The organism is Acidovorax sp. GW821-FHT10E04 (assembly GCF_059415185.1).
The window spans coordinates 540,485-562,827 of sequence record NZ_JBWKMT010000003.1; the positions used below are offsets into that span (position 1 = coordinate 540,485).

The window sequence follows — 22,343 nt, forward strand, 5'->3', positions numbered from 1 at the left end:
TTGCCACCGGGGTGCGCGGCAGGGCACGGCGGGGACGGCGCGCGGCACCGGCGGCGGCGCCAGTGTGCCCGCACGCATCGGCCGTGTGGGGTTTGTTGCTGCCAGTTACACGTGGGCGCCACAGCGCGAGATCGCCATGGCCAACCGGTCCCCCGGCGTCAGGGCGTGCCCTGACGCGCCAGCGTGTTGAGCAGCGCGGTGAAGGTAGCCGTGGGCCCCATGTTGTCCGCCGAGCGGTACACCAGGGTGAGCGGCACGTCCAGCCGCCCGCCGTCCACCAGCGGGCGGTACGCGATCGCGTGGCGGTGCACGCCCACCATCGACGACGGCACCACCGAGATGCCGGTGCCCGCCGCCACGAGGTTCAGGTTGGTCAGCATGCGCGCAACTTCCGCCACCACCCGGGGGCGCACGCCTTCCTCGTCGCACAGGGCCAGCAGGTTGGCGTACAGGCCCGGGGCACCCGGACGGCGCACCAGGATCATGGGCTCGCCCTCCAGGTCCGCGATGCGGATGGCCAGCGGCTTGCCGCGCCGCTGGCGCAGCGCCAGCGGGTGGTCGATGGGCAGGGCCACCATGGCGGGCTCGTGCTGCAGGGTGTCGAACGCCAGGCCCTCGGGGCGGGCCACCGGCACGCGCAGCAGGCCGCAATGCAGGCGGCCCCCGGCCACGGCCTCGGTGATCTCGGCGGCGTTGTTCTCGCCGATCTCCAGCACCAGACCGGGGTGCCGCGCGCGGCACTCGCGCAGGGCGAATGGCGTGAACTCGTGCGCGGCCGCCGAGCTGGTGAAGGCGATGGCCAAGCGCCCGGTCTTGCCCTCGGCCAGCAACTGCATGCGGCCTTGCAGCGCATCGAAGTCGTGCACCAGGCGCGTGGCGTCGGCCTGCAGCGCGCGGCCCGCTTCGGTCAGTGCCACGCCCTTGGCGTGGCGTTTGAACAGGGCCATGCCCACGGTGCTTTCGAGCGCCTTGATCTGCTGGCTCAGCGGTGGCTGGGCCATGCCCAGCTGCTCGGCGGCGCGGGTCATGTGCCCGGCTTCTGCCACGGCGAGAAAGTAGCGGAGCTGGCGGATGTCCATGTCAGCAGTGCAATGGCTCAGGGAGCGAGTTCATATGCAAATCGTATCGGAGATTGGAGATTTGCCTATTTGACGTATCGGAGACCCGTTTCTACGATGCGCAGCTGCTACCCACCGCCGCCATTATTTCAACGGAGACCTTCCCATGACTGCTTTGCCGCCGCTTCGCGCCTGGCCGCGCCGGACCGTGGCCGTACCGGCCGCCCTGGCAGCCGCCGTCTTTTTGGCTGGCTGCGCGCCGGTTGCCACCCAACCCCAGGCGGTGGCGGAGGCCGCGCCCGCCGCCACGCCCTGCCCCAAGGACCTGGCGCCCATTGCCCGCTGCCTGTCGGGCCAGGATTCCGCAGGGGCTTACTACCTCATCGCCATGCCGCAGCAGTGGAACGGCCACCTGGTGCTGCACGCCCACGGCGGCCCGGCGCTGGGCGCGCCCAGGATGGAGCGCGCGGTGGAGGACCTGGAGCGCTGGTCCATCATGGTCCGTGCGGGCTACGCCTGGGCGGGCAGCACCTTCCGCCAGGGCGGCGTGGAGGTGCGCGCGGCGGCGGAAGATACCGAGCGCCTGCGCAAGATCTTCGTGCAGCAGGTGGCCCGGCCGCAGCGCACCATCCTGCACGGCCAGTCGTGGGGCGCCAGCGTGGCGGCCAAGGGGGCCGAGATGTTCCAGGCCACGGCCGGCGGCCAGCGCCCCTACGATGCCGTGCTGCTGACCAGCGGCGTGCTCGCGGGCGGCACCCGCTCGTACGACTTCCGCACCGATCTGCGCGTGGTCTACCAGTACCTGTGCAACAACCACCCCCGCCCCACCGAGGCGGCGTACCCGCTCAACATCGGCCTGCCGCGCGATGCGGCCATGACGCAGGCGGATCTGGCGGCGCGCGTGAACGAATGCCTGGCGCTGAACCGGCCCGCTGCAGAGCGCACGCCCGAGCAGCAGCGCAAGGTCAAGACCATCGTGGATGTGATCCGCATCCCCGCCAGCTCCATCCAGGGCCACATGAACTGGGCCACGTTCCACTACCGCGACGTGGTGCAGCACCGCACCGGTGGCGCGAGCCCGTTTGGCAACCGGGGCGTGCAGTACAAGGGCTCTCCCGACGATGCGGCCCTGAACGCCGCCGTGCTGCGCTACCGCGCGGACCCGGCCGCCGTGGCGCGGTTTGCGCAGGACACGGACCTCGGTGGCCGCATTCCCGTGCCCGTGCTCACCGTGAAAGGCGTGGAGGACCCCACGGCCTTTGTCGAGCTGGATGCGGCTTTCAAGGCCACCATGGAGCAGGGCGGCAGCGCGGCGCGCCTGGTGCAGACCTTCACCCAGCACAATACCCACAGCTACCTGAGCGATCCCACCTACCCGGCGCTGATGACCGCCCTGCTGCGCTGGGTGGACGAGGGCGTGAAGCCCACGCCCGAGGGCATCGCTGCGCAGTGCCCGGCCTTCGAGGCGCAGTTCGGCAAGGGCTGTGCGTTCCTGCCTGCTTACCTGCCCGCGGCGCTGAACACCCGCGTGGCCGACCGCGACCGGCCCTGATCCTGGGGCGGTAGCCACGCCACTTACTTGTCTCCACCGCCTGCGACATGAACGGTGGCTCCGCTGCGGGCCGCCTTGTCATCCTGGTGCGGTCGGGCAATGAAAAAAGGCCCCGACGGGCGGGGCCTTTTTAGGGGGCGGGCGGCTTGGCTGGTTGTTTACGCAGCCACGGTCTTCAGCGCCGCGTTCAGCGTCTTGCTGGGGCGCATCACGGCGTCCAGCTTGGCGGTGTCGGGCAGGTAGTAGCCGCCGATGTCGGCGGGCGCACCCTGCACCGCAGCCAGCTCGGCCACGATGGTCTGTTCGTCGGCGGCCAGTTGCTTGGCCAGCGGCGCGAACAGCTTGGCCAGGTCGGCATCGTCGGTCTGCGCGGCCAGTTCCTGCGCCCAGTACAGGGCCAGGTAGAACTGGCTGCCGCGGTTGTCGAGCTGGCCGGTCTTGGGCGAAGGGTTCTTGTTGTTGTCCAGGAGCTTGCCCGTGGCGGCGTCCAGCGTCCTGGCCAGCACCTTGGCCTTGGCGTTGCCGGTCTTCAGGCCCAGGTCTTCCAGCGACACGGCCAGCGCCAGGAACTCGCCCAGCGAATCCCAGCGCAGGTGGTTTTCTTCCACCAGCTGCTGCACATGCTTGGGGGCCGAGCCGCCCGCGCCGGTTTCATACATGCCGCCACCGGCCATCAGGGGCACGATGGACAGCATCTTGGCCGAGGTGCCCAGTTCCATGATGGGGAACAGATCGGTCAGGTAGTCGCGCAGGATGTTGCCGGTGGCGCTGATGGTGTCCTGGCCACGGATCACGCGCTCCAGCGTGTAGCGCATCGCACGCACCTGGCTCATGATCTGGATGTCCAGGCCCGCCGTGTTGTGCTCGTGCAGGTACATCTTGACCTTGGTGATCAGCTGCGCCTCGTGCGGGCGGTACGAGTCGAGCCAGAACACCACGGGCATGCCGGAGTTGCGGGCGCGGTTCACGGCCAGCTTGACCCAGTCGCGGATCGCGGCGTCCTTGACCTGGCACATGCGCCAGATGTCGCCGGCTTCCACGTTCTGGGAGAGCAGCACTTCGCCGGTGGCCAGATCGGTGATGTTGGCCACGCCGTCTTCGGTGATCTCAAACGTCTTGTCGTGCGAGCCGTACTCTTCGGCCTGCTGGGCCATCAGGCCCACGTTGGGCACCGTGCCCATGGTCTTGGGGTCGAACGCGCCGTGCCATTTGCAGAAGTTGATGATCTCCTGGTAGATGCGGGCAAAGGTCGATTCGGGCATCACGGCCTTCACGTCTTTCAGGCGGCCGTCGGCGCCCCACATCTTGCCGCCGTTGCGAATCATCGCGGGCATGGACGCGTCCACGATGATGTCGTTGGGCGAGTGGAAATTGGTAATGCCCTTGGCCGAATCGACCATGGCCAGCTCGGGACGGCCTTCGTGGCAGGCATGCAGGTCTTTCAGGACTTCTTCGCGCTGGGCCGTGGGCAGCGTGGCGACCTTTTCGTACAGGTTGGCCATGCCGTTGTTCACGTTCACGCCCAGCTCTTCGAACAGCTTGCCGTGCTTGGCGAACGCGTCCTTGTAGAAGATCTTCACGCAGTGGCCGAACACGATGGGGTGGGACACCTTCATCATCGTGGCCTTCACGTGCAGCGAGAACATCACGCCGGTCTTGCGCGCGTCTTCGATTTCCTTTTCGTAGAACTCGACGAGCGCCTTCTTGCTCATGAACATGCTGTCGATGATCTCGCGGTCCAGCAGCGAGACCTTGGGTTTGAGCACCACGGTCTTGCCGCTCTTGGTGATCAGCTCCATCTTCACGTCGCGGGCGCGGTCCAGCGTCATGGACTTTTCGCCATGGTAGAAGTCGCCGGCGTGCATGTGCGACACATGCGAACGCGAGGCCTGGCTCCAGTCGGCCATGCTGTGCGGGTTCTTGCGCGCGTATTCCTTCACGGCCTTGGGGGCGCGGCGGTCGGAGTTGCCTTCGCGCAGCACGGGGTTCACGGCCGAGCCGATGCAGCGGGCATACCGCGCGCGGATCGCCTTTTCTTCTTCGGTCTTGGGATCTTCCGGGTAGTCAGGGATCGCATAGCCCTTGCCCTGCAGCTCCTTGATGCAGGCCTGCAACTGGCCCACCGAGGCGCTGATGTTGGGCAGCTTGATGATGTTGGCATCGGCCTGCAGGGTCTTCTTGCCCAGCTCTGCCAGGGTGTTGGGCACCTTCTGTTCGGCGGTCAGCGATTCGGGGAACTCGCCCAGCACGCGCGCGGCCACGGAGATGTCGCTCTCGGTCACGTTGATGCCCGCAGGCGCCGCAAAGGTGCGGATGATGGGCAGGAAGGAAGCCGTGGCCAGACGGGGTGCTTCGTCGGTCAGGGTGTAGATGATGGTCGGTTGCTGGGTCGTCATGGCTTGTCTCACGAAACAGAGTATGTAAATGTCCCCGGCCGGGTCGCAGCGGGGCCAAACGCGGATGCTCTCTGATTCTCCTTCCTTGCGGCGTTCCGTGCCCCCTGTTTTTGCAATCGAATCCCATAATGCAAAATTTACCGACGGGTAAAGCCTTTTTTTTCATGGCGGGCCCGGCCGAAGCGCCCCTGAAACGCGGGCTCAGGCGCTGGCCGGCCGGCGCGGCACTTCGCGGACCCGGTCTCCAGCCACCGCGAACCGCCGCGCGGACGGGGGCACCGGCTGGCTGGACATGCCCGTGAAAGCCCCGAACGCGGGCAGCACCAGAAGCCCCGGCTGCCACGCGAAGCACGGCAGGCGGACCGTGTCCCGCGCAGGGCCCTGCAAGGTGGCCACCGGGTGCCAATGCCCTGCCAGCACCGTATCGCCCGGCCCCGCCTGCGGATGGTGGCAGGCCAGCACCCCGGCCCCCTCCACGGGCCGCCAGGGCTCATCGGCCACATCGACGCCCAGCGGCGCGGGTGGGTCGCCCGCATGCAGGTCGTGGTTGCCGCGCACCAGGGTCATGCGGATGCGGGCGTGGCGCTCGCGCCAGGGCAGCAACTGGTTCCACAGCGGCGCGCCGGCGCCGCTGCGCGCGTGCAGAAAATCGCCCAGGAAGACCAGGTGTCCGGCGCCCGTGGCCGCCAGCACCGCGTCGAGCCGGGCCAGGTTGTCGGCCGTGGTGCCATGCGGCACGGGCTGGCCCGCGCGGCGGAAGGTGGCGGCCTTGCCGAAGTGCACGTCGGCCACGAAGGCCGTGCGCGCGGCGGGCCACCACACGGCCCGCTGGGGCAGCAGCCACAGGGCAGTGCCGCAGGGCAGGGTGATGGCCTGGGCGCCTGGGGGAGGTGCGGTGGGTGAAGGGGCGAAAGAAGGGTCTGCGTTCACGGGCAAGGTCGGTCGTCGAGGTGCTCAGAATCCATGGCGCCTTCTCGGTCGGCGGGGCGTGTCGCCGGCATCGCCTCGGCGCGCGCGCCGGGGCGACGCGGTGGCCCCGTCGGGCACGTCCCAGGCCATGTCGGCCGGGGCCACGGGATGGTCGGCGTGGTGGGTGCCGGTGGTGTCGTCGGCGGCCTTCTCCAGCGCCTGCACCATGCGCGCCAGGCGGTCGGCCAGCGTTTCGGTGCTCAGGCGCTCGCGAAAGCGCTCCACCATCAGCGGCAGGGCGAATGGGGTGGGGCGCGTGAGGGCATGGACGGACAGGGTCTGCGCCTGCATGCCGCGCAGGGTGCGGGCCAGGCGCTCCATGTCCAGCTCGTTGGCCAGCAGCTCGGCGCGGGCCTGGGCCAGCAGCAAGTTGTCCGGGTCGTACTGGGCGAACACGTCGTAGTACAGCGAGGACGATGCCTGCAGCTGGCGGCTGCTGCGCTGCTCGCCCGGGTGGCTCTGGAAGATGAGGCCGGCGATGCGTGCGATCTCGCGAAAGCGCCGGCGTGCCATCTCGGTCGCGTTCAGGCTGGCCAGCACTTCATCCTCCAGCCCGCCGCCAATGCGGGTGGGCGTGCCCTCGCCGATCAGGCGCGGCAGCAGCGTGGCCCAGTCGATCGGCTTGGCAGAGAGCAGCTCCAGCCCATAGTCGTTCACCGCGATCGAGAAGGTGTTGGGCACCTGCTCGGATGCGCGCCACGCCAGCAGGCCGGCCAGGCCCAGGTGCACCAGACGGCCTGCGAGCGGGTACAGGTACAGGTGCCAGCCTTCGCGGGTCTTGAGCGTTTCGGCCACCAGGCGGCTGGGGGTGGGCAGGGCCGACCACGCATGCTGCAGCGCCAGCAGGGGCTGAGCGCATTGCATCTCGGGCGACGAGTACACGCCGCGCTCGGCTTGCTCCAGCATCTCCAGCATGGCGTCGGCGAGCGTGTTCGACAGCGGCATGCGCCCGCCGTTCCAGCGCGGCAGTGCGGCGCTGCCTTTGGGCGCCAGACGAACGTAGGCGGTCATCTGCTGCGTGCGCACCAGCTCCAGCAGGCGCCCGGCGAACATGAAAACGTCGCCCTTGCGCAGCCGGGCGATGAAACTCTCTTCCACCGAGCCCAGCCGGCCGCCGCTGACAAACTGCACCTGCATGCTGGCATCGCTCACGATGGTGCCGATGTTGCTACGGTGCCGGCGTGCCAGCCGCGCATCAGGCACACGCCAGATGCCTTCTTCGTCCGGCACGGCGCGCTGAAAGTCAGGGTAGATGGCCAGCGAGGCCCCGCCCTGCCGCACAAACTGCAGTGCCCACAACCAGTCGTTGTCGGCAAGCTGGGCATACGCCGGGGCACGGCGCACCTCGGCCAGCAGCTCGTCAGGCACAAACCCGCCGCCCAGCGCCACGGTGACCAGGTGCTGCACCAGCACATCAAGCGGCGCGCGCGGCGTGTGCCGGTCTTCGATGCGGCCCAGCGCGAGCGCGTGGCGCGCGGCAGCGGCCTCCACCAGCTCCAGGCTGTGGGTGGGCACCAGGGTGATGCTGGAGGTGCGCCCCGGCGCGTGGCCCGAGCGGCCCGCGCGCTGCACCAGCCGCCCCACGCCCTTGGCCGAGCCGATCTGCAGCACCTGCTCCACGGGCAAAAAGTCCACGCCCAGGTCCAGGCTGGAGGTGCACACCACCGCTTTGAGCGTGCCGGTTTTCAGTCCGTTCTCCACCCATGCCCGCACGTCCTGACTCAGTGATCCGTGGTGCAGTGCGATGGTGCCTGCCCAGTCGGGCCGCGCCTCCAGCAAGGCCTGGTACCAGCGCTCGGCCTGCGAGCGTGTATTCGTGAAAACAAGAGACGATGCACACGACTCGATGGACTCCACTACCTGCGGCAGCAGCGCCAGCCCCATGTGGCCGGCCCAGGCAAAGCGGTCCACCTTGGCCGGCAGCATCACCTCCACTTTCAGCGCCTTGTCGATGCGGCCCTGCACCAGCACGGCGGGCGGTGCTGCAGGGGCTCCCCGCGCGGGCCTTGGCAGCAGTGTGTCCAGTGCCTCCGGCAGGTTGCCCAACGTGGCGGACATGCCCCACACCTGCAACGCCGGGTTCCAGCCCGACAGGCGCGCCAGTGCCAGCTGGGCCTGCACGCCGCGCTTGTTGCCCACCAGCTCGTGCCATTCATCCACCACCACCAGCTGCACATGGCGCAGGCGCTCGTGGGCATCGGCCCGCGCCAGCAGCAGCGACACGCTCTCGGGCGTCGTGACCAGCAGCGTGGGCAGGCGGCGGTCCTGCGCGGCGCGCTCGCCGCTGGCGGTGTCGCCGGTGCGCAGGCCGCTGGTCCAGTCTGGCGCCAGGTCCGGCAGCGGGGCCTGCAGTGCGCGCAGCGTGTCTGCGGCCAGGGCGCGCATGGGCGTGATCCACAGCACCGTGAGCGGCGGCGCCGCCGCGCGGCGTGTGCGCAGGGCCGTGCGCGCACTGGCGTCCGCCGTGGGTGCCACGGGCGCGCCTGCCAGCGCCAGGTGCTGCAGCGCACCCAGCCACACGGCATAGGTCTTGCCCGCGCCGGTGGTGGCGTGCAGCAGGCCCGAGCGGCCCTCGCCCATGGCGCGCCACACCTCCTGCTGGAAGCCGAAGGGCTGCCAGCCGCGCGTGGCCATCCAGCCTGCGGCCGCGCTCGCGGCCACGGTGGGCAGCGGCTTGCGCGGACGGCGCGCCGTGCTCATGCGCCGGTGTCCTGGCCCGGAAGCAATGCCGCCAGCGTCTGCAGGGTGTCGGCCTCGGCCACGGTCTTGTCCTGGCGCCAGCGCAGCATGCGCGGAAAGCGCACCGCAATGCCGCTCTTGTGGCGCGGGCTCTTCGCGATGCCTTCAAAGCCCAGCTCGAACACCATGGTGGCCTCCACGCTGCGCACGGGCCCAAAACTCTCGCGCGTGGTCTTGCGCACGATGGCGTCCACCTGCGCAATCTCCGCGTCCGTGAGGCCCGAGTACGCCTTGGCAAACGGTACCAGTTGCCGCTCGGGGTCATCCTGCGGGCCCGTCCACACCGCAAAGGTGTAGTCGGTGTACAGGCTCGCGCGCCGGCCGTGGCCGCGCTGGGCGTAGATGAGCACCGCGTCCACGCTCATGGGGTCGATCTTCCACTTCCACCACACGCCCACATCCTTGGTGCGCCCCACGCCGTAGTGCGCCTGCCGGTGCTTGAGCATGAAGCCCTCGGTGCCCATGCCGCGTGCGGCTTCGCGCTGGCGCGCGAGGTCCGGCCAGTCGGCGCCGTGCAGCAGGGCGCTCAAGCGCAGTGCGGGTGGGGCTGCGGGCTCTGCGATGGCGTCGGGTGGCTGCAGCACTGTCTCCAGCAGTGCGCGGCGGGCCTGCTGGGGCTGCTGGCGCAGGTCCTGGCCCGCATGTTCGAGCAGGTCATAGGTCACCAGCACCACGGGCAGTTCGCGCAGCAGCTTGGGCGTCAGTGTCTTGCGGCCGAGGCGCTTTTGCAGGTCGGCAAAGGGGCGCGGCTGGGGCTCGCCGGGCAGCCATACGAGGATTTCGCCATCGACCACCGTGCCGTCGGGCAGTGCCGCCATCGCGGCATCGGCCAGTTCGGGAAAGCGGTCGGTCACCAGCTCCTCGCCGCGCGACCAGACCCACACCGCGCCGCGCCGGCGCACGATCTGCGCGCGGATGCCGTCCCACTTCCACTCCACCAGCCAGTCACCGGGCGCGCCCAGCAGCGCAGGCATCTCGGCCACGGGCTGGCTGAACGGGTGGGCCAGGAAGAAGGGGTAGGGCTGGCCTGCCATGGCCGTGTCGCTGCCCGTGCTGGCGGCGCCGTCTTCACCCTCGTCCACGGGGGCCACCAGCGCGCTGTAGTCGCCCGCCTGCGGCTGCCGGCCGATCTGTGTGTAGCCCATGAGCCGGTGCGCGATGCGCTTGGGGTCCAGCGCGCTCACCGTGGCGAGTGCCTGCGTGACCTGCAGGCGCGACACCCCCACGCGGAAGTTGCCGGTGATGAGCTTGAAGTACACGAAGCGCTGCTCCGGCGCCAGCCTGTCCCACTGCGCGCGCAGGCGGGCGTCGGCTTCCTCGGGCGGCAGGGCGCGCAGGGGCAGCAGCTGGGCCATCCACTCGGCCAGCGGCAGGTCCACCGGCTGCACCGGCGGGGGCAGCAGCAGGGCCAGGGTTTCGGCCAGGTCGCCCACGGCCTGGTAGCTTTCCTCGAACAGCCATTCGGGCAGGCCGGCGGCCTCCTGCGCCAGGGCCTTCAGGCGCTTGGTGGGCACCATCTGGCGCGGCTTGCCGCCCGCGAGGAAGTAGGTGGCCCAGGCCGCATCGGCCGCTGGTGCCGCGCGCAGGTAGGCCACCAGCGCGGCCAGCTTGGCCGACTGCCCGGTGGTGGAGTCCAGAGCCTGGAACAGTGTGGCAAAGGCCTTCATGGTGCCGCGGCCTCCGGCGCCGGTGCATCGGCCTGCGGTGGCGGCGCTGCAGCCCCTGCGTCGTCCTCGTTGTCGTCGGCGCCGTACTCGGTCTTGAACACCTGCGCATCCAGTCCCTGCTCGCACAGCCAGCGCACCATGACCTCGGTGCTGCCATGGGTCACGATGATGCGCTCGGCCCCCGTGGCGGCTATGGCCTTCTGCAGGCTGGGCCAGTCCGCGTGGTCGCTCATCACGAAGCCCCGGTCCACGCCACGGCGCCGGCGCGCGCCGCGCACCAGCATCCAGCCGCTGGCAAAGGCATCGGAATGCTCGCCAAAGCGCTTGAGCCAGGGCGTGCCCGCCGCCGAGGGCGGTGCCAGCACCAGCGCGCGGCGCAGCTCGGCCTTGGTGGCGCCCGGGTCCGTCACGCGCAGGGTGGGCGGCAGCGCCACGCCCGCCGCGCGGTACACGGCGTTGAGCGGCTCTACCGCGCCGTGCTCGATGATGGGGCCGATGCCCGCATCCACCCCGTGCAGCAGCCGCTGCGCCTTGCCGAAGGCATACGCATACAGCACGCTGGCCTTGCCCGCCGCCGCATTCGCGGCCCACCAGGCGTTGATGTCCGCGAACAGCGCCGGCTGCGCCGGCCAGCGGTAGATGGGCAGGCCAAAGGTCGACTCGGTGATGAAGGTGTGGCAGCGCACCGGCTCGAAGGGCGGGCAGGTGCCGTCGTCCTCGAGCTTGTAGTCGCCCGAGGCCACCCACACCTGGCCGCCATGCTCGACCCGCACCTGGGCCGATCCCAGCACATGCCCCGCCGGGTGCAGCGACAGGCGCACGCCGTGGTGGTCGATGGTGTTGCCGTAGGCCAGCGTCTGCAGGTCGATATCGGCCCCGAGTCGGTTGCGCAGCGTGCCTTCGCTGTCCTGGTGCGCCAGGTAGTGGGCCGAGCCCATGCGCGCATGGTCCGAATGCGCATGCGTGATCACGGCCCGGCTGACCGGCCGCCAGGGGTCGATGTAGAAATCCCCGGCCGGGCAGTACAGGCCTTCGGGGCGGTGGACGATGAGGTCGCTGGGGGGCACGGTCAGGGCATCGTAGGGGGCACGCCCCATCCGGGGGGCGGGCTGGGGATTGCAGAAAGAGGTTTTGTCCCTAGAATTTAGATAAAAATGACTTCCAGCGCTTATCCATCAAGCGCCAATAGCTATCAAAAAATGAGTAAACCGCAATCTGCCTGCTGTGCAGGCGGATAGTTCGTTGCGCCATCCCATCATCCTGCGTGGACCTCCCCTGTCTGCAGGCCAATACCGCTTTCGTATGCACACAGAAATCGCCCGCCCGTCAGACGCCGCCGCCATCGCGGCGGTGCTGCGCGAGGCCGCGCAGTGGCTGGTAGACCGCCAGATGCCGCTGTGGGCCGTGTCCGATTTCAGCGAGGAACGTGTGCAGCAGGATGTGGATACCGGCCACTTCCTGGTGGCCAGGGTGGGCGATGACGTGGCGGGCGTGGTGCGCTGGCAGCGCGAAGACCCCACTTTCTGGCCGGATGCGGAACCAGGCACCTCCGCGTTCCTGCACAAGCTGGCCGTGCGGCGGGCATGGGCGGGGCAGGGGGTGTCTGCCGCGCTGCTGGCGTTCGGGCGCGAGCACGCCCGCAGCCTGGGTGTGCGTTACCTGCGGCTGGACTGCGTGGCCGATCGGCAGCCGCTGCGCGCACTCTATGAGGGCTTTGGTTTTACCCTGTACGACTGTGTGCTGAAAGGCCGCAGGGAATTTGCGCGATACCAGATCGCGTTGTAGGCAGCGTGGGTGCCTGCCGTCCACCAAGGAGCAATGCATGCGCCGTGTTTGTGTGTTCTTCCAGTTCTTCCTGCTGTGGTTGGGGGTGGCTGCCCTGGCCGTTGCGCAGGACGGCAGCCCAGCCCCCCGCACCAATGCCTTCAACGACCCCTTCGTCCAGGTCACCAGCGCCATCCCGCAATGCCCCGTGCCCGAGGGCCCGCTCTACACCGACGCCGAGGTGCGCGAGCTGGCGCACACGCGCTCGCAGCATGGCGGCAGCTGCCACCGCGTGGGGCGCTGCCGGCTGCCCAACTCCTACCTGTACGACGCGGAGCTCATCCCGCGCGTGCAGCGCTATATCCGCGAGGAGGGGCGCTTTGACGACACCAGCGTCTGGGTGCTGGGCGAGCGGCGGCTGGTCACGCTGATGGGCTGCGTGCAGTCCGAGGCGCAGTCGCAGGCGCTGGAGAAAGCCGTGGGGCTGGTGGATGACGTGATGGGTGTCATCAACCTGCTGCAGGTGGGCACGGCGCGCGCGGGGGCGCGCTACCCGCTCGCGCCCGCGCGCCCCTGACGGGGCTTCATTCACAGCGGTGGGACCCGGTGCGACCAGGGGTCGGCCTGTTCCAGTTCATAGGCCAGTGCGAACAGCGTCTGCTCGTCGCCGACCCGCGCCGCGAAATGGCTGCCGATGGGCAGGCCGCGCGCGCTCAGCCCCAGCGGGACCGACATCGCCGGCGTGCCCGCCACGTTGTGCAGCGGCGTGTACGACGCATAGCGCATCAGCCGGGCCCACAGCGTGGCGCCGGGCACGGTGGGGGCAAGCCACCCCAGCGGTGGCGGCTCGCTGGCGGCCACCGGGCTGAGCACGACATCCACGGCGTCGAACCAGGCATTCACCTGCGCGCCCACGGCGGCAAAGTGCGCGCCGGCGCGTGCCGCCGCGCCGGCGGGGAGCGCGCGCGCGTGCCGTGCCAGGTGCAGGGTCCAGGGCTCCAGCAGCGTGTCGGGCGGGCGGCCCGTGCCCTCGGCCTGCTGCAGCGCCCGCTCGGCGCCGCCGCTCCAGGCCACCATGAAGGCATCGAAGAACCGCTCGCCGTCGATGCCGTGCGCAAAGGGCTGCACCTGGTGCCCAAGCCGTTCGCACAGCCGCGCGACGCGGGTGACTTCCTGCAGCACCGCGGGGTCCGGCATCTCGCCAAAGAGGTTCTGCGGCGCGAAGCCAATGCGCAGGCGCCGGGCCGAGGGCCCGTGCACCGCGGGCATGGGCGGCAGCGGCGCGGCGCCATCGCCGCGCTGGTTCCACCAGAACAGCGTGGCGCTGTCGCGCACCGTGCGGCTCACCGCGTGGTCGACACCGGCATCGCGCGGGCCGGAGCCCTGCATGCGCGAGCGGCTGGGCTTGAGCCCGAACAGCCCGCAGCACGAGGCGGGGATGCGGATCGAGCCACCGCCATCCGTCGCGTGCGCCATGGGCAGCATGCCCGCGGCCACGGCCGCCGCGGCGCCGCCCGAGGAACCACCCGGGGAGTGCAGCGGGTTCCAGGGATTGCGGACCGGGCCGCCAAGCAGGGGTTCGGTGGTGGCGCTGAGCTGGAACTCGGGCGTTGCCGTCTTGCCGATGGCGATCAGCCCGCTGGCTTCGCAGCGCGCCACCAGCGGCGACGAGGCGCTGGAAAGTGCCGCGTCCGCCTGCAGGCGCGAGCCGCTGCGCCGGTGCGTGCCTTGCAGGTCGACCGCGTCCTTGTAGGCAAACGGCACGCCCCAGAAGGGCCCGGGGGAGGGCGGCCCCTGCCACTGGCCGCGGGCCCGGTCGGGGCAGAGTTCCACCAGCGCCTGCAGCCTGGGGTTGACGTCCGCCACGCGCGCCAGGCTGGCCTGCACCAGCTGCGCGGGTTGCAGATGGCCCGCCCGCACCAGCGCTGCCTGGGCCGTGGCATCGAGCGCCAGCAGGCCGTGGGTGGCGCCGCGGGCGAAAGCGGGGCGCAGGGGGGCGCCCAGTGCGGTCAGGCCCATCAGGCCCAGAAGATCTCGTCGTTGCATGGTGTGTTTGCACAGGGAATGAAGGAGAGGGCCATCGTCCCTGGGCCGGGCCGCGCCAGCTTGTATAAAAGCGCCATGGCCGCGCTTTTTTGCTACCACCTGCTGCCCGCCTGCCTGGGCGATATCGACGAACGCCCCCACGCGCTGCTGGCGCGGGCCGTGCGCACGCAGGTGCAGGGCTTCGTCACCCACCAGGCATATGTGGCGCAGGTGCTGCGCGGCGGCCCGCAGGCGCGCGGGCAAGAGGCCCGGCGGGAGGCGCGCCTTGCGCTGCTGTGTGCGCTGGACCTGAACCCGGTGCAGGCGCTCCTGGCGCCCTCGGCCGCCGTGGGCCGTGGGCCCTCTGCGTTCGTGGACCGCTGGAACGCCTACAACCGGATGGCGCCCCTGGGCGTCAACACGCAGCTCGATGGCCAGGGCGCGCTGCGGCGGGAATCCCCCATGCTGCCGGACCGCGCCCTGCGTGCCGCGGCGCAGCGAAGTGCGGACATCCGCGCGAGCATTGCCGCCTCGTGCGTGAGCGTGCTGGCGCGCGGCGGCACCAGCGGCAGCCCGGCGGATGCGCTGCGCACGCTGCAGTCCCTGGCGCGGCGGCTGGGGTGCGCGAACGAGGTGCTGGACCTGCTGGCCTGGTGGCGCGAGGAGCCTGCCCTGGCCCTGCCCGACGCCGCCCGCCGCCTGGGTCGCAGCGCGCGCCAGCTGCAGCGCGATCTGGCCCGGCACGGCCTGGGCTTTGCCACGCTGCGCCAGGCCGCCCGCATCGAGCACGCGCAGCAGGCCCTGCTTGGCGGCACGGCCAGCCTGACGGGCATCGCGCATGCCGCGGGGTTCTCCGACTCCGCGCACTTCGTGCATGGCTGGCAGCGTGCCTGTGGCGTCAGCCCCAGCCAGTACCGGCAGCTGGCCGGTCGCCTGGACGCCCGGGGCTCCCTCTGCGCCCCGGGGACCGTGCGCAGAGGGGTGGATGTCGTGGAAAACGCGCAATAGGTTTGGCGGTCCGCTGCGGCATATTGCGGCTTCCATCCCTGCAAAGGAAAACATATGCCCCGTAGGTTCCAGAGCTTCCTTCCTCACCTGTCTCCGCGCACTGTTGTGTCCCGCGTTGCCGCAGTAGCGCGGCACCCTGCGCACCCGCAGCCCGCCGCGCCCCGCGGGGCCGGCACCGCAAGGCCAGGCCGCCGCTGGCTCGTGCCCGCGCTGGCCATGGCGGCGTGGGTGGCCGCGATGCCGGGCGCGCACGCCAAGACGTTCCGCTGGGCCGGGTCCACCGACATCCAGTCCATGGACATCCACTCGCAGAACAGTGCCCTGGGCAATGGCATCCATGCGGCGGTGTACGAGTCGCTGGTGATGTTCAACAGCCGCACGCTCAAGGTCGAGCCGCTCCTGGCCACCTCGTGGCAGCAGGTCAGCCCCACGCAGTTGCGCGTGAAGCTGCGCCAGGGCGTGAAGTTCAGCGACGGATCGCCCATGACGGCCGACGACGTGGTGTATTCGCTGCAGCGCGCGATGAGCAAGACCTCCACCTACGCCATCTACACCCAGGGCATGGAGCGCATCGCCAAGGTCGACGGCGAGACCATCGACATCTTCCTGAAGAACCCCAACCCGGTGCTGCTCAACCAGCTGACCGAGCTGCGCGTGATGAGCAAGGCCTGGGCAGAGAAGAACAATGCCGTGGAGCCCAAGGACATCAAGTCCAAGGACGAGACCTTCTCTCACCGCAATGCCATGGGCACCGGGCCCTTCGTGCTCAAGGAATGGGTGCCCGACCAGAAGCTGGTCTTTGCCGCCAACCCGCAGTGGTGGAACGCCGGCAAGACCGAGGGCAACGTCACCGAGATCGTCTACACACCCATCAAGTCCGAGGCCACGCGCGTCGCGGCCCTGCTCTCGGGCGAGGTCGACATGGTGCGCGACACCAGCCTGCAGGACCTGGAGCGCCTCAGGGCCAACCCGAACATCAAGGTGATGGAGATGGTCGAGAACCGCACCATCTACCTGGCCCTGGACCAGTTCCGCGACGAGCTGCCGGGCAGCAGCGTCAAGGGCAAGAACCCGCTCAAGGACCTGCGCGTGCGCAAGGCGCTGTACCAGGCCATCGACGTGGCCACGCTGCAGCGCGTGACCATGCGCGGCATGTCCAAGCCCACGGGCGCCATCGTCTCGCCCCTGGTCAACGGCTGGACGGAGGCGGTGGACAAGCGCCTGCCCTACGACACCAACGCGGCCAGGGCGCTGCTGGCCGATGCGGGCTACAAGGACGGCTTCGAGGTCGATTTCGCCTGCAGCAACAACTCCATCATCCAGGACGAGAACCTGTGCCAGGCCATCACCTCGATGTGGGCGCGCGTGGGCGTCAGGGCCAAGCTGCGCACGATGCCCTCCATCACCTACTACCCCATGGCCCAGCGGCACGAGGCCAGCATCACCCTGCTCAGCTGGGGCGTGCCGACCTTCGACGCGCTGTACACCCTGCAATCGCTCACCCGCACCAAGACCACGGGCGGCGATGGCAACTACAACCTGGGCCGCTACAGCAACGAACGCATGGACTACATCGTGGACCGCGTGAAGACCGAGACCGACCAGCCCGTGCGCAACCGCCTGCTGACCGAAGGCCTGCAGCTGCAGAACGACACCGTGGCCAACATCCCCCTGCACAACCAGATGCTGGCCTGGGCGATGAAGAAAAATGTCGAGCTGGTGCAACGCCCCGACAACCGCATCGACTGGCGTCTGATCAAGGTGAACTAACCCCCTGAGTCGCTTCGCGTCATCCCTCTTTCTCTCAAATCGCTGCTCGATTTGGGAAGGGGGACGCCCCCAGCGCGGCGGGGCGGCCCTTGCGCGGGGGCACTGGCGTCGGCTTGCGCTTGCTGGTGATGCGGGTTCTGGGGGCTCCTGCGCAATGGAAGGTCAGACAGCGTCGAGCGGGAACACCGGCCGGCGCACGTTCCTGAACGGGAACAGCGCGTAGTTGGAACTGGTCACGCCCGTGGGGCTGTCGCATTCGACCAGCGCATGCGACAGCGGCACGAACACCGGGCGGCAGTACATGCGCGACTTGAGCAGCACGAAGCGGTGCGCCGTGGGGTCCACCCCCACGCACGAGAACACCCCCAGGTCCCAGGGCTCGTGCGTCTTCTCGGTCACCACGATGAGGGCGCTGCCGGTGTCGAACAGCACGGTGCGGCCCATGGCGCAGCGTTGCCCGGTGTAGATGGGCCCGGTCACGGTGTACTCGCCGTCGCTGATGGCGCGCACCGTGCCGCTGAGCGCCACGGGCTCCTTGGACACCCCCAGTTGCGTGAGCGGCACCTTGTTGCCCAGGCGCACGGTGCACTGCGCGCCCACACCGGCCGCCACGAGTTCGGCCACGGCCTCGGGGTCGCACAGCGGGCCCACGGCGATGTCGTCCAGGCCCTCGGCCAGGGCGGCCTGCAGCACGTCCATGGAATCGCAGGTGCCGCCGGACATGCAGTTGTCGCTGTGGTCCAGCAGCAGCACCGGGCGGCTGGCGCCCGCGGTGAGTGCCTGGGCGCGCTGTAGGGAGTCGGCCAGGGGCTCGCTGTCGTAGACGAACTCGGTGCGCTCCTGCCAGATGGTGGCCGCGATGCGGTCGACCACGGCCTGGGCTGCTTCGGGTGCATCGGCAAGGCCGGTGACCACCACGCTCATGAACGGCGCCTCGATGTCGGCCAGCGAGAACCCCGCGAACACCGACACGGCCGGCACGCCGTCGGCCTCGGCAGCGCGGGCGGCGTCCACCGCACGCAACATGGCGCCCTGCAGCGTGGTGCTGCGCAGGGTGTGGCCCATCATGGGCAACTGGTGCCAGCGCACGCTGTAGCGCGCCTGGCCCTGCAGCATGGCCAGCAGCAGGCGGCCCGCGTGCTCGCCGGTCTCGTACATGTCGATGTGCGGGTAGGTCTTGAAGCCGACCATCACATCCGCGTTGGCGACCATCTTGGGCGTGATGTTGCCGTGCAGGTCCAGCGCCACGCCGATGGGCACGCCGGGCGCCGCTGCGCGCACGCGCGCGAGCAGGTCGCCTTCGCCGTCGGGGCTGTTCTCGGCCACCATGGCGCCGTGCAGGTCGAGCAGGATGGCGTCGCAGCCGGGGGCGGCCTCCACGATGCGGCGGGTCAGCTCGTCGTAGGCCGCGGCATGCACCGGGCCGCTGGGGTTGGAGGTGGCCGACACCGGCGTCACCAGCGTGGCGCCCAGGCCCCGGGCCAGGTCGATGAAAGCCGCCATGGCCGTGCGCATGCCCAGGTTGTCGCGCAGGGCATCCTCGCCGTAGGTGGGCGCAAACGCCTCCAGGGGCGTGGGCACGGGCGAGAAGGTGTTGGTCTCGTGGTTCAGGCGGGCGATGAGGATCTTCATGCGGCGACCACCCGGGCGCTGCGCAGCATGGCCTGCAGCAAGACGTTGCACCCGGCCTCCAGGTGCTCGGGCTCCGCGTCCTCGATCTCGTTGTGGCTGATGCCGTCGGCGCAGGGCACGAAGACCATGGCCGTGGGCGCCAGGCGCGCCAGGTACACGGCGTCGTGCCCGGCACCGCTGACCACGTCCATGGCGCTGTAGCCCAGTGCCTGGGCATCGGCGCGCACGCCTTCGACCAGCGCGGGCGCAAACGGCTGCGGCGGGAAGTACACCACCTGCTCCACCGCGATGGGTGTGCGGTGGGCCGTGCCGATGCGCTCGCAGGCGGTGCGCAACTCCGCATCCATCTGCAGCAGCATGGCATCGTCGGCGGCGCGCAGGTCCACGGTCATGCGCACGCTGCCGGGGATCACGTTGCGCGAACTCGGGAACACCTCCAGCACGCCCACCGTGCCGCGCGCATGCGGTGCATGGGCCAGGGCGATGCGGTTCACCTCGGCCACCAGCGTGCTGGCGGCCAGCAGGGCATCGCGGCGCAGCGCCATGGGCGTGGGGCCGGCATGGGCCTCCATGCCCTGCACGCTCACGTCGTACCAGCGCTGACCCAGGGCACCCTGCACCACGCCGATCACGCAGCCGTTGGCCTCCAGCACCGGGCCCTGCTCGATGTGCGCCTCGAAATACGCGCCCACGGGCGGCGTGGGCCCGTGCTCGCCGTCATAGCCGATGACGGCCAGCGCCTCGGCCACGCTGGTGCCCTGCGCGTCGCGCTGGGCCAGCGCATGCTCCAGCGTGAAGGCGCCGGCGAACACGCCCGAGCCCATCATCACCGGCACGAAGCGCGAGCCCTCTTCATTGGTCCACACCGCCACCTCGATCGGGGCTTCGGTCACGATGCCCAGGTCGTTCAGCGTGCGCACCACCTCGATGCCGGCAAGCACACCGTAGTTGCCGTCGAACTTGCCGCCCGTGGGCTGGGTATCGATGTGGCTGCCGGTCATCACCGGGGGCAGGGCGTCGTTGCGCCCCGCGCGGCGCGCGAAGATGTTGCCGATGGCGTCGGTGCGCACGCTGCAGCCGGCCTCGCGCGCCCAGCGCACGAACAGGTCGCGGCCTTCGCCGTCCAGCGCGGTGAGGGCCAGGCGGCACACGCCGCCCTTGGGCGTGGCGCCTATCTGCGCCAGGTCCATCAGCGATTGCCACAGGCGCGCGCCGTTCACGCGCGGTTGCAGGGCAGGGGAGGGGGTCGTCGTCATGTCCACAGTCGAATTCCTGAAAAATCTATGCCAGGCCCACGCCCAGATAGCGGTCCTTGATGGCGTCGTCGGCGAGAAAGGCGGTGTTGTCCGCCTCGTGCACGATGGCGCCCTGCTCGATCACGTAATGCCGGTCGGCCAGCTGGGTGCAGACCTCCAGGTTCTGCTCCACCAGCAGGATGGCCACGCCCGCGGCCTTGATGGTCTTGAGCTGCGCCACGATCTCTTCCACGATCACCGGGGCAAGCCCTTCCACGGGCTCGTCCAGCATCAACAGGCGCGGCGCATTCATCAGCGCGCGGCCGATGGCCAGCATCTGCTGCTCGCCGCCCGAGAGCTGGCCGCCGCCATTGCCGCGCCGCTCCTTGAGGCGCGGAAAGATGCGGTAGATGTCCGGCAACTGCCAGGGCGAGCGCTTGCGCTGGCCCAGCAGCAGGTTCTCCTCCACCGTGAGCAGCTTGAAGATGCCCCGGTGCTCTGGCACCAGGCACACGCCGCGCTGGGCGATGGCATGCGTGGCCAGGCCCTGCACCTCGTCGCCCGCAAAGCGCACACGGCCCTGGGTGGGCGGAACCACGCCGCAGATGCTCTTGAGCGTGGTGGTCTTGCCCGCGCCGTTGCGCCCGAGCAGGGTGACCAGCTCGCCGTCGCCCACGCGCAGGTCCACGCCCTGCAGCACATGGCTCTTGCCGTAATGGGCGTGCAGCCCCTGGATGTCGAGGATCGTCATGCCGCCTTGCCCCCCGTGATCATGTTGCCCAGGTAGGCGCTGCGCACCCGGTCGTCGCTGCGGATCGCGTGCGGATGCCCTTCGGCCAGCACGCGGCCCTGTTGCATCACCGTCACGGTGTCGGAGATGTCCATCACGATGTTCATGTTGTGCTCGATGAGTACCACGGTGTGCTCGTCCTTGAGGCCCTGGATCAGCCGCTTCATGTCGTCCAGGTCGTCGATGCCCATGCCCGAGGTGGGCTCGTCCAGGAAGATGGCCTTGGGCCGTGCCGCCAGCGCCATGCCCACCTCCAGCCGGCGCTGCTGGCCGTGCGAGAGGTTGCCCACCGGCGTGTCGGCATGGCGCTCCAGCCCCAGGCGCGCCAGCACGCTGGCCACCACCTCGGCCTGCGAGCGCGCGCCCTGCGGCGCATGCCAGCAGTTGAGTGCATGGCGCGGCGCGGTGCCCTGGGCGGCCAGGCGCAGGTTCTCGCGCACGGGCAGAGTGAGGAACAGGCTGGTCACCTGGAAGGAGCGCGCCATGCCGCGCTGCACGCGGCGGTGGTCGGGCTCGTGCGTCACGTCGTGCCCGTCGAACACGATGCGCCCGCCGCTCACGTTCTTGGTGCCGGTGAGCATGTGGAACAGCGTGGTCTTGCCGGCGCCGTTGGGGCCGATGACCGAATGGACCGTGTTGGCGCGCACCTTGAGGTCCACGCCCGCCAGTGCGGCGAACTTGTCGTAGCGTTTTTCCACGCCCACGGCTTCGAGCAGGATGGGGGAGGGGGTTGCGGTGCTCATGCGTGGCCTCCTTGCGTGGCAGATGCGTCGGCCTTGCCGCCACGGCCCTTGCCGCGCAGCAGGTTCCAGGCCGACTCGCCCAGGCCCCACAGGCCGCGCTGCATGCCGAGGCTCACCACCATCAGCACCACGCCCAGGATCAGCAGCCAGCGCGGCCACAGCGTGGACAGCCAGTCGCCCACCAGCAGGTAGAAGGCCGAGCCGAGCAGCGAGGCCAGCAGGTTGCCCGTGCCGCCGATCACCGTCATGACGAGGATCATCTCGCTGGTGTGGTACTCGGCGCTCGCCAGCGGGGCGATGCCCGTCATCATGGCGTGCAGCGCGCCGGCCAGGCCCGTCACCGCGCCCGAGATCACGAAGGCCTGCAGCTTGAGCAGCTTGAGGTTGTAGCCGATGGCGCCCGCGCGCTCCTCGTTGTCGCGCACCGCCAGCAGCGTGCGCCCGAAGACCGAGGCCGACACCTTCTGCAGCAGCCAGAAGGCCACCAGGAACACCGTGGCCACGAAGCCGTAGTACTGCCAGGGCGAGGCCAGCGGCCACAGCGTGAAGCCGCCCACGGCCAGCGAGGGGCGCGGGATGTCCATCAGCCCGTTGTCGCCGCCCGTGATGCCAGGCATGGAGTAGGCGAGAAAGTAGAACATCTGCGCGAAGGCCAGGGTCAGCATCACGAAGTAGGTGCCGCGCTGGCGGATGGCCACCCAGCCCACGATGGCCGCGCCCAGCGCGCCCATCACCACGGCGAGCGCCAGGGCCAGCGGCATGGGCAGGGGCCAGCGCGTGAGCGTGAGGGCGATGGTGTAGCTGCCCAGGCCGAAGAAGATGCCCTGCCCGAAGGACAGCAGCCCGGTGTGGCCCAGCAGCAGGTTGCAGCCCATGGCGGCCAGGCCATAGATCAGCACCTCGCTGGCCAGCGAGCCCGATTGCATGGTCAGCGGCATCACCAGCACCACGGCCAGGGCCAGCAGCAGGTGGGAATTCTTGCGAAAAATCGTCAT

At 69.9% G+C, this 22,343-nt stretch carries 17 protein-coding genes; 5 read left to right on the top strand and 12 right to left on the bottom strand.

Features of this window, described 5'->3' with window-relative positions; translation table 11 throughout:
* Positions 1-158: 158 nt before the first annotated feature.
* Positions 159-1,079, bottom strand: a complete 921-nt coding sequence (locus AC07OC_RS11845; protein ID WP_218339257.1) for a LysR family transcriptional regulator — start codon at positions 1,077-1,079, stop codon at positions 159-161.
* A gap of 145 nt (positions 1,080-1,224) precedes the next feature.
* Here AC07OC_RS11845 and AC07OC_RS11850 point away from each other — a divergent pair, with 145 nt between their 5' ends.
* Entirely contained in the window at positions 1,225-2,610 is a 1,386-nt protein-coding gene (locus AC07OC_RS11850; protein ID WP_218339256.1) for a hypothetical protein, read from the top strand.
* Between the two features lie 158 nt (positions 2,611-2,768).
* Here the strand turns inward: AC07OC_RS11850 and AC07OC_RS11855 are convergent, their stop codons facing one another.
* From AC07OC_RS11855 to AC07OC_RS11875, 5 genes are all read right to left on the bottom strand, one after another.
* Positions 2,769-5,006 (bottom strand): NADP-dependent isocitrate dehydrogenase, encoded by a 2,238-nt coding sequence (locus tag AC07OC_RS11855; RefSeq protein WP_218339255.1) that lies wholly within the window; start codon positions 5,004-5,006, stop codon positions 2,769-2,771.
* A gap of 201 nt (positions 5,007-5,207) precedes the next feature.
* The gene (pdeM, locus tag AC07OC_RS11860) at positions 5,208-5,942 is read right to left on the bottom strand and encodes a ligase-associated DNA damage response endonuclease PdeM (protein ID WP_218296453.1); all 735 of its coding nucleotides are present in this window, start codon (positions 5,940-5,942) and stop codon (positions 5,208-5,210) included.
* A gap of 18 nt (positions 5,943-5,960) precedes the next feature.
* A complete protein-coding gene (locus AC07OC_RS11865) occupies positions 5,961-8,675 on the bottom strand; it encodes a ligase-associated DNA damage response DEXH box helicase (protein ID WP_494601246.1) in 2,715 nt (904 codons plus the stop codon).
* On the bottom strand, positions 8,672-10,381 hold the full coding sequence (locus AC07OC_RS11870; RefSeq protein ID WP_218339253.1) for an ATP-dependent DNA ligase: 1,710 nt from the start codon (positions 10,379-10,381) through the stop codon (positions 8,672-8,674). The genes AC07OC_RS11865 and AC07OC_RS11870 overlap by 4 nt, the downstream gene beginning before the upstream one ends.
* The gene (locus AC07OC_RS11875; RefSeq protein WP_218339252.1) at positions 10,378-11,478 is read right to left on the bottom strand and encodes a ligase-associated DNA damage response exonuclease; all 1,101 of its coding nucleotides are present in this window, start codon (positions 11,476-11,478) and stop codon (positions 10,378-10,380) included. Before AC07OC_RS11875 ends, AC07OC_RS11870 begins: the two co-directional genes overlap by 4 nt.
* A gap of 205 nt (positions 11,479-11,683) precedes the next feature.
* On the opposite strand from AC07OC_RS11875, the gene AC07OC_RS11880 reads away from it, so the two are divergent.
* Positions 11,684-12,166: a GNAT family N-acetyltransferase gene (locus AC07OC_RS11880; protein ID WP_218296457.1), complete on the top strand. Its 483-nt coding sequence runs from the start codon at positions 11,684-11,686 to the stop codon at positions 12,164-12,166.
* A 37-nt stretch (positions 12,167-12,203) separates the two neighbouring features.
* Positions 12,204-12,722, top strand: a complete 519-nt coding sequence (locus AC07OC_RS11885) for a BON domain-containing protein (RefSeq protein ID WP_218296458.1) — start codon at positions 12,204-12,206, stop codon at positions 12,720-12,722.
* Positions 12,723-12,733: 11 nt separating this feature from the next.
* Here AC07OC_RS11885 and AC07OC_RS11890 read toward each other — a convergent pair whose 3' ends face one another.
* Positions 12,734-14,191: an amidase family protein gene (locus AC07OC_RS11890; protein ID WP_218339251.1), complete on the bottom strand. Its 1,458-nt coding sequence runs from the start codon at positions 14,189-14,191 to the stop codon at positions 12,734-12,736.
* 75 nt (positions 14,192-14,266) lie between these two features.
* On the opposite strand from AC07OC_RS11890, the gene AC07OC_RS11895 reads away from it, so the two are divergent.
* Complete coding sequence (locus AC07OC_RS11895) at positions 14,267-15,178, top strand: helix-turn-helix transcriptional regulator (RefSeq protein WP_218339250.1); 912 nt, start codon at positions 14,267-14,269, stop codon at positions 15,176-15,178.
* Between the two features lie 216 nt (positions 15,179-15,394).
* A complete protein-coding gene (locus AC07OC_RS11900) occupies positions 15,395-16,948 on the top strand; it encodes an ABC transporter substrate-binding protein (protein ID WP_218339491.1) in 1,554 nt (517 codons plus the stop codon).
* A gap of 162 nt (positions 16,949-17,110) precedes the next feature.
* Here the strand turns inward: AC07OC_RS11900 and AC07OC_RS11905 are convergent, their stop codons facing one another.
* Genes AC07OC_RS11905 through AC07OC_RS11925 form a run of 5 tightly spaced genes read right to left on the bottom strand, consistent with a single transcriptional unit; the run spans position 17,111 to position 22,343 of the window.
* Positions 17,111-18,580 (bottom strand): M81 family metallopeptidase, encoded by a 1,470-nt coding sequence (locus AC07OC_RS11905; protein WP_218339249.1) that lies wholly within the window; start codon positions 18,578-18,580, stop codon positions 17,111-17,113.
* A complete protein-coding gene (locus AC07OC_RS11910) occupies positions 18,577-19,836 on the bottom strand; it encodes a Zn-dependent hydrolase (protein ID WP_218339248.1) in 1,260 nt (419 codons plus the stop codon). Before AC07OC_RS11910 ends, AC07OC_RS11905 begins: the two co-directional genes overlap by 4 nt.
* A 25-nt stretch (positions 19,837-19,861) precedes the next feature.
* Positions 19,862-20,566, bottom strand: a complete 705-nt coding sequence (locus tag AC07OC_RS11915) for an ABC transporter ATP-binding protein (protein WP_218296463.1) — start codon at positions 20,564-20,566, stop codon at positions 19,862-19,864.
* Positions 20,563-21,348 carry an ABC transporter ATP-binding protein gene (locus AC07OC_RS11920; protein ID WP_218296464.1) on the bottom strand — a complete coding sequence of 262 codons (786 nt, stop codon included), beginning with the start codon at positions 21,346-21,348 and terminating at the stop codon, positions 20,563-20,565. The genes AC07OC_RS11915 and AC07OC_RS11920 overlap by 4 nt, the downstream gene beginning before the upstream one ends.
* Complete coding sequence (locus AC07OC_RS11925; protein ID WP_218339247.1) at positions 21,345-22,343, bottom strand: branched-chain amino acid ABC transporter permease; 999 nt, start codon at positions 22,341-22,343, stop codon at positions 21,345-21,347. The genes AC07OC_RS11920 and AC07OC_RS11925 overlap by 4 nt, the downstream gene beginning before the upstream one ends.

Coding starts and splice junctions, on each gene's coding strand:
- AC07OC_RS11865 (WP_494601246.1), bottom strand. CDS start 8,675: ATGAGCACGGCGCGCCGTCCGCGCAAGCCGCTGCCCACCGTGGCCGCG.
- AC07OC_RS11895 (WP_218339250.1), top strand. CDS start 14,267: ATGGCCGCGCTTTTTTGCTACCACCTGCTGCCCGCCTGCCTGGGCGAT.
- AC07OC_RS11890 (WP_218339251.1), bottom strand. CDS start 14,191: ATGCAACGACGAGATCTTCTGGGCCTGATGGGCCTGACCGCACTGGGC.
- AC07OC_RS11885 (WP_218296458.1), top strand. CDS start 12,204: ATGCGCCGTGTTTGTGTGTTCTTCCAGTTCTTCCTGCTGTGGTTGGGG.
- AC07OC_RS11880 (WP_218296457.1), top strand. CDS start 11,684: ATGCACACAGAAATCGCCCGCCCGTCAGACGCCGCCGCCATCGCGGCG.
- AC07OC_RS11905 (WP_218339249.1), bottom strand. CDS start 18,580: ATGAAGATCCTCATCGCCCGCCTGAACCACGAGACCAACACCTTCTCG.
- AC07OC_RS11875 (WP_218339252.1), bottom strand. CDS start 11,478: ATGGGGCGTGCCCCCTACGATGCCCTGACCGTGCCCCCCAGCGACCTC.
- AC07OC_RS11910 (WP_218339248.1), bottom strand. CDS start 19,836: ATGACGACGACCCCCTCCCCTGCCCTGCAACCGCGCGTGAACGGCGCG.
- AC07OC_RS11900 (WP_218339491.1), top strand. CDS start 15,395: ATGGCGGCGTGGGTGGCCGCGATGCCGGGCGCGCACGCCAAGACGTTC.
- AC07OC_RS11870 (WP_218339253.1), bottom strand. CDS start 10,381: ATGAAGGCCTTTGCCACACTGTTCCAGGCTCTGGACTCCACCACCGGG.
- AC07OC_RS11845 (WP_218339257.1), bottom strand. CDS start 1,079: ATGGACATCCGCCAGCTCCGCTACTTTCTCGCCGTGGCAGAAGCCGGG.
- AC07OC_RS11915 (WP_218296463.1), bottom strand. CDS start 20,566: ATGACGATCCTCGACATCCAGGGGCTGCACGCCCATTACGGCAAGAGC.
- AC07OC_RS11850 (WP_218339256.1), top strand. CDS start 1,225: ATGACTGCTTTGCCGCCGCTTCGCGCCTGGCCGCGCCGGACCGTGGCC.
- AC07OC_RS11855 (WP_218339255.1), bottom strand. CDS start 5,006: ATGACGACCCAGCAACCGACCATCATCTACACCCTGACCGACGAAGCA.
- AC07OC_RS11925 (WP_218339247.1), bottom strand. CDS start 22,343: ATGACGATTTTTCGCAAGAATTCCCACCTGCTGCTGGCCCTGGCCGTG.
- AC07OC_RS11920 (WP_218296464.1), bottom strand. CDS start 21,348: ATGAGCACCGCAACCCCCTCCCCCATCCTGCTCGAAGCCGTGGGCGTG.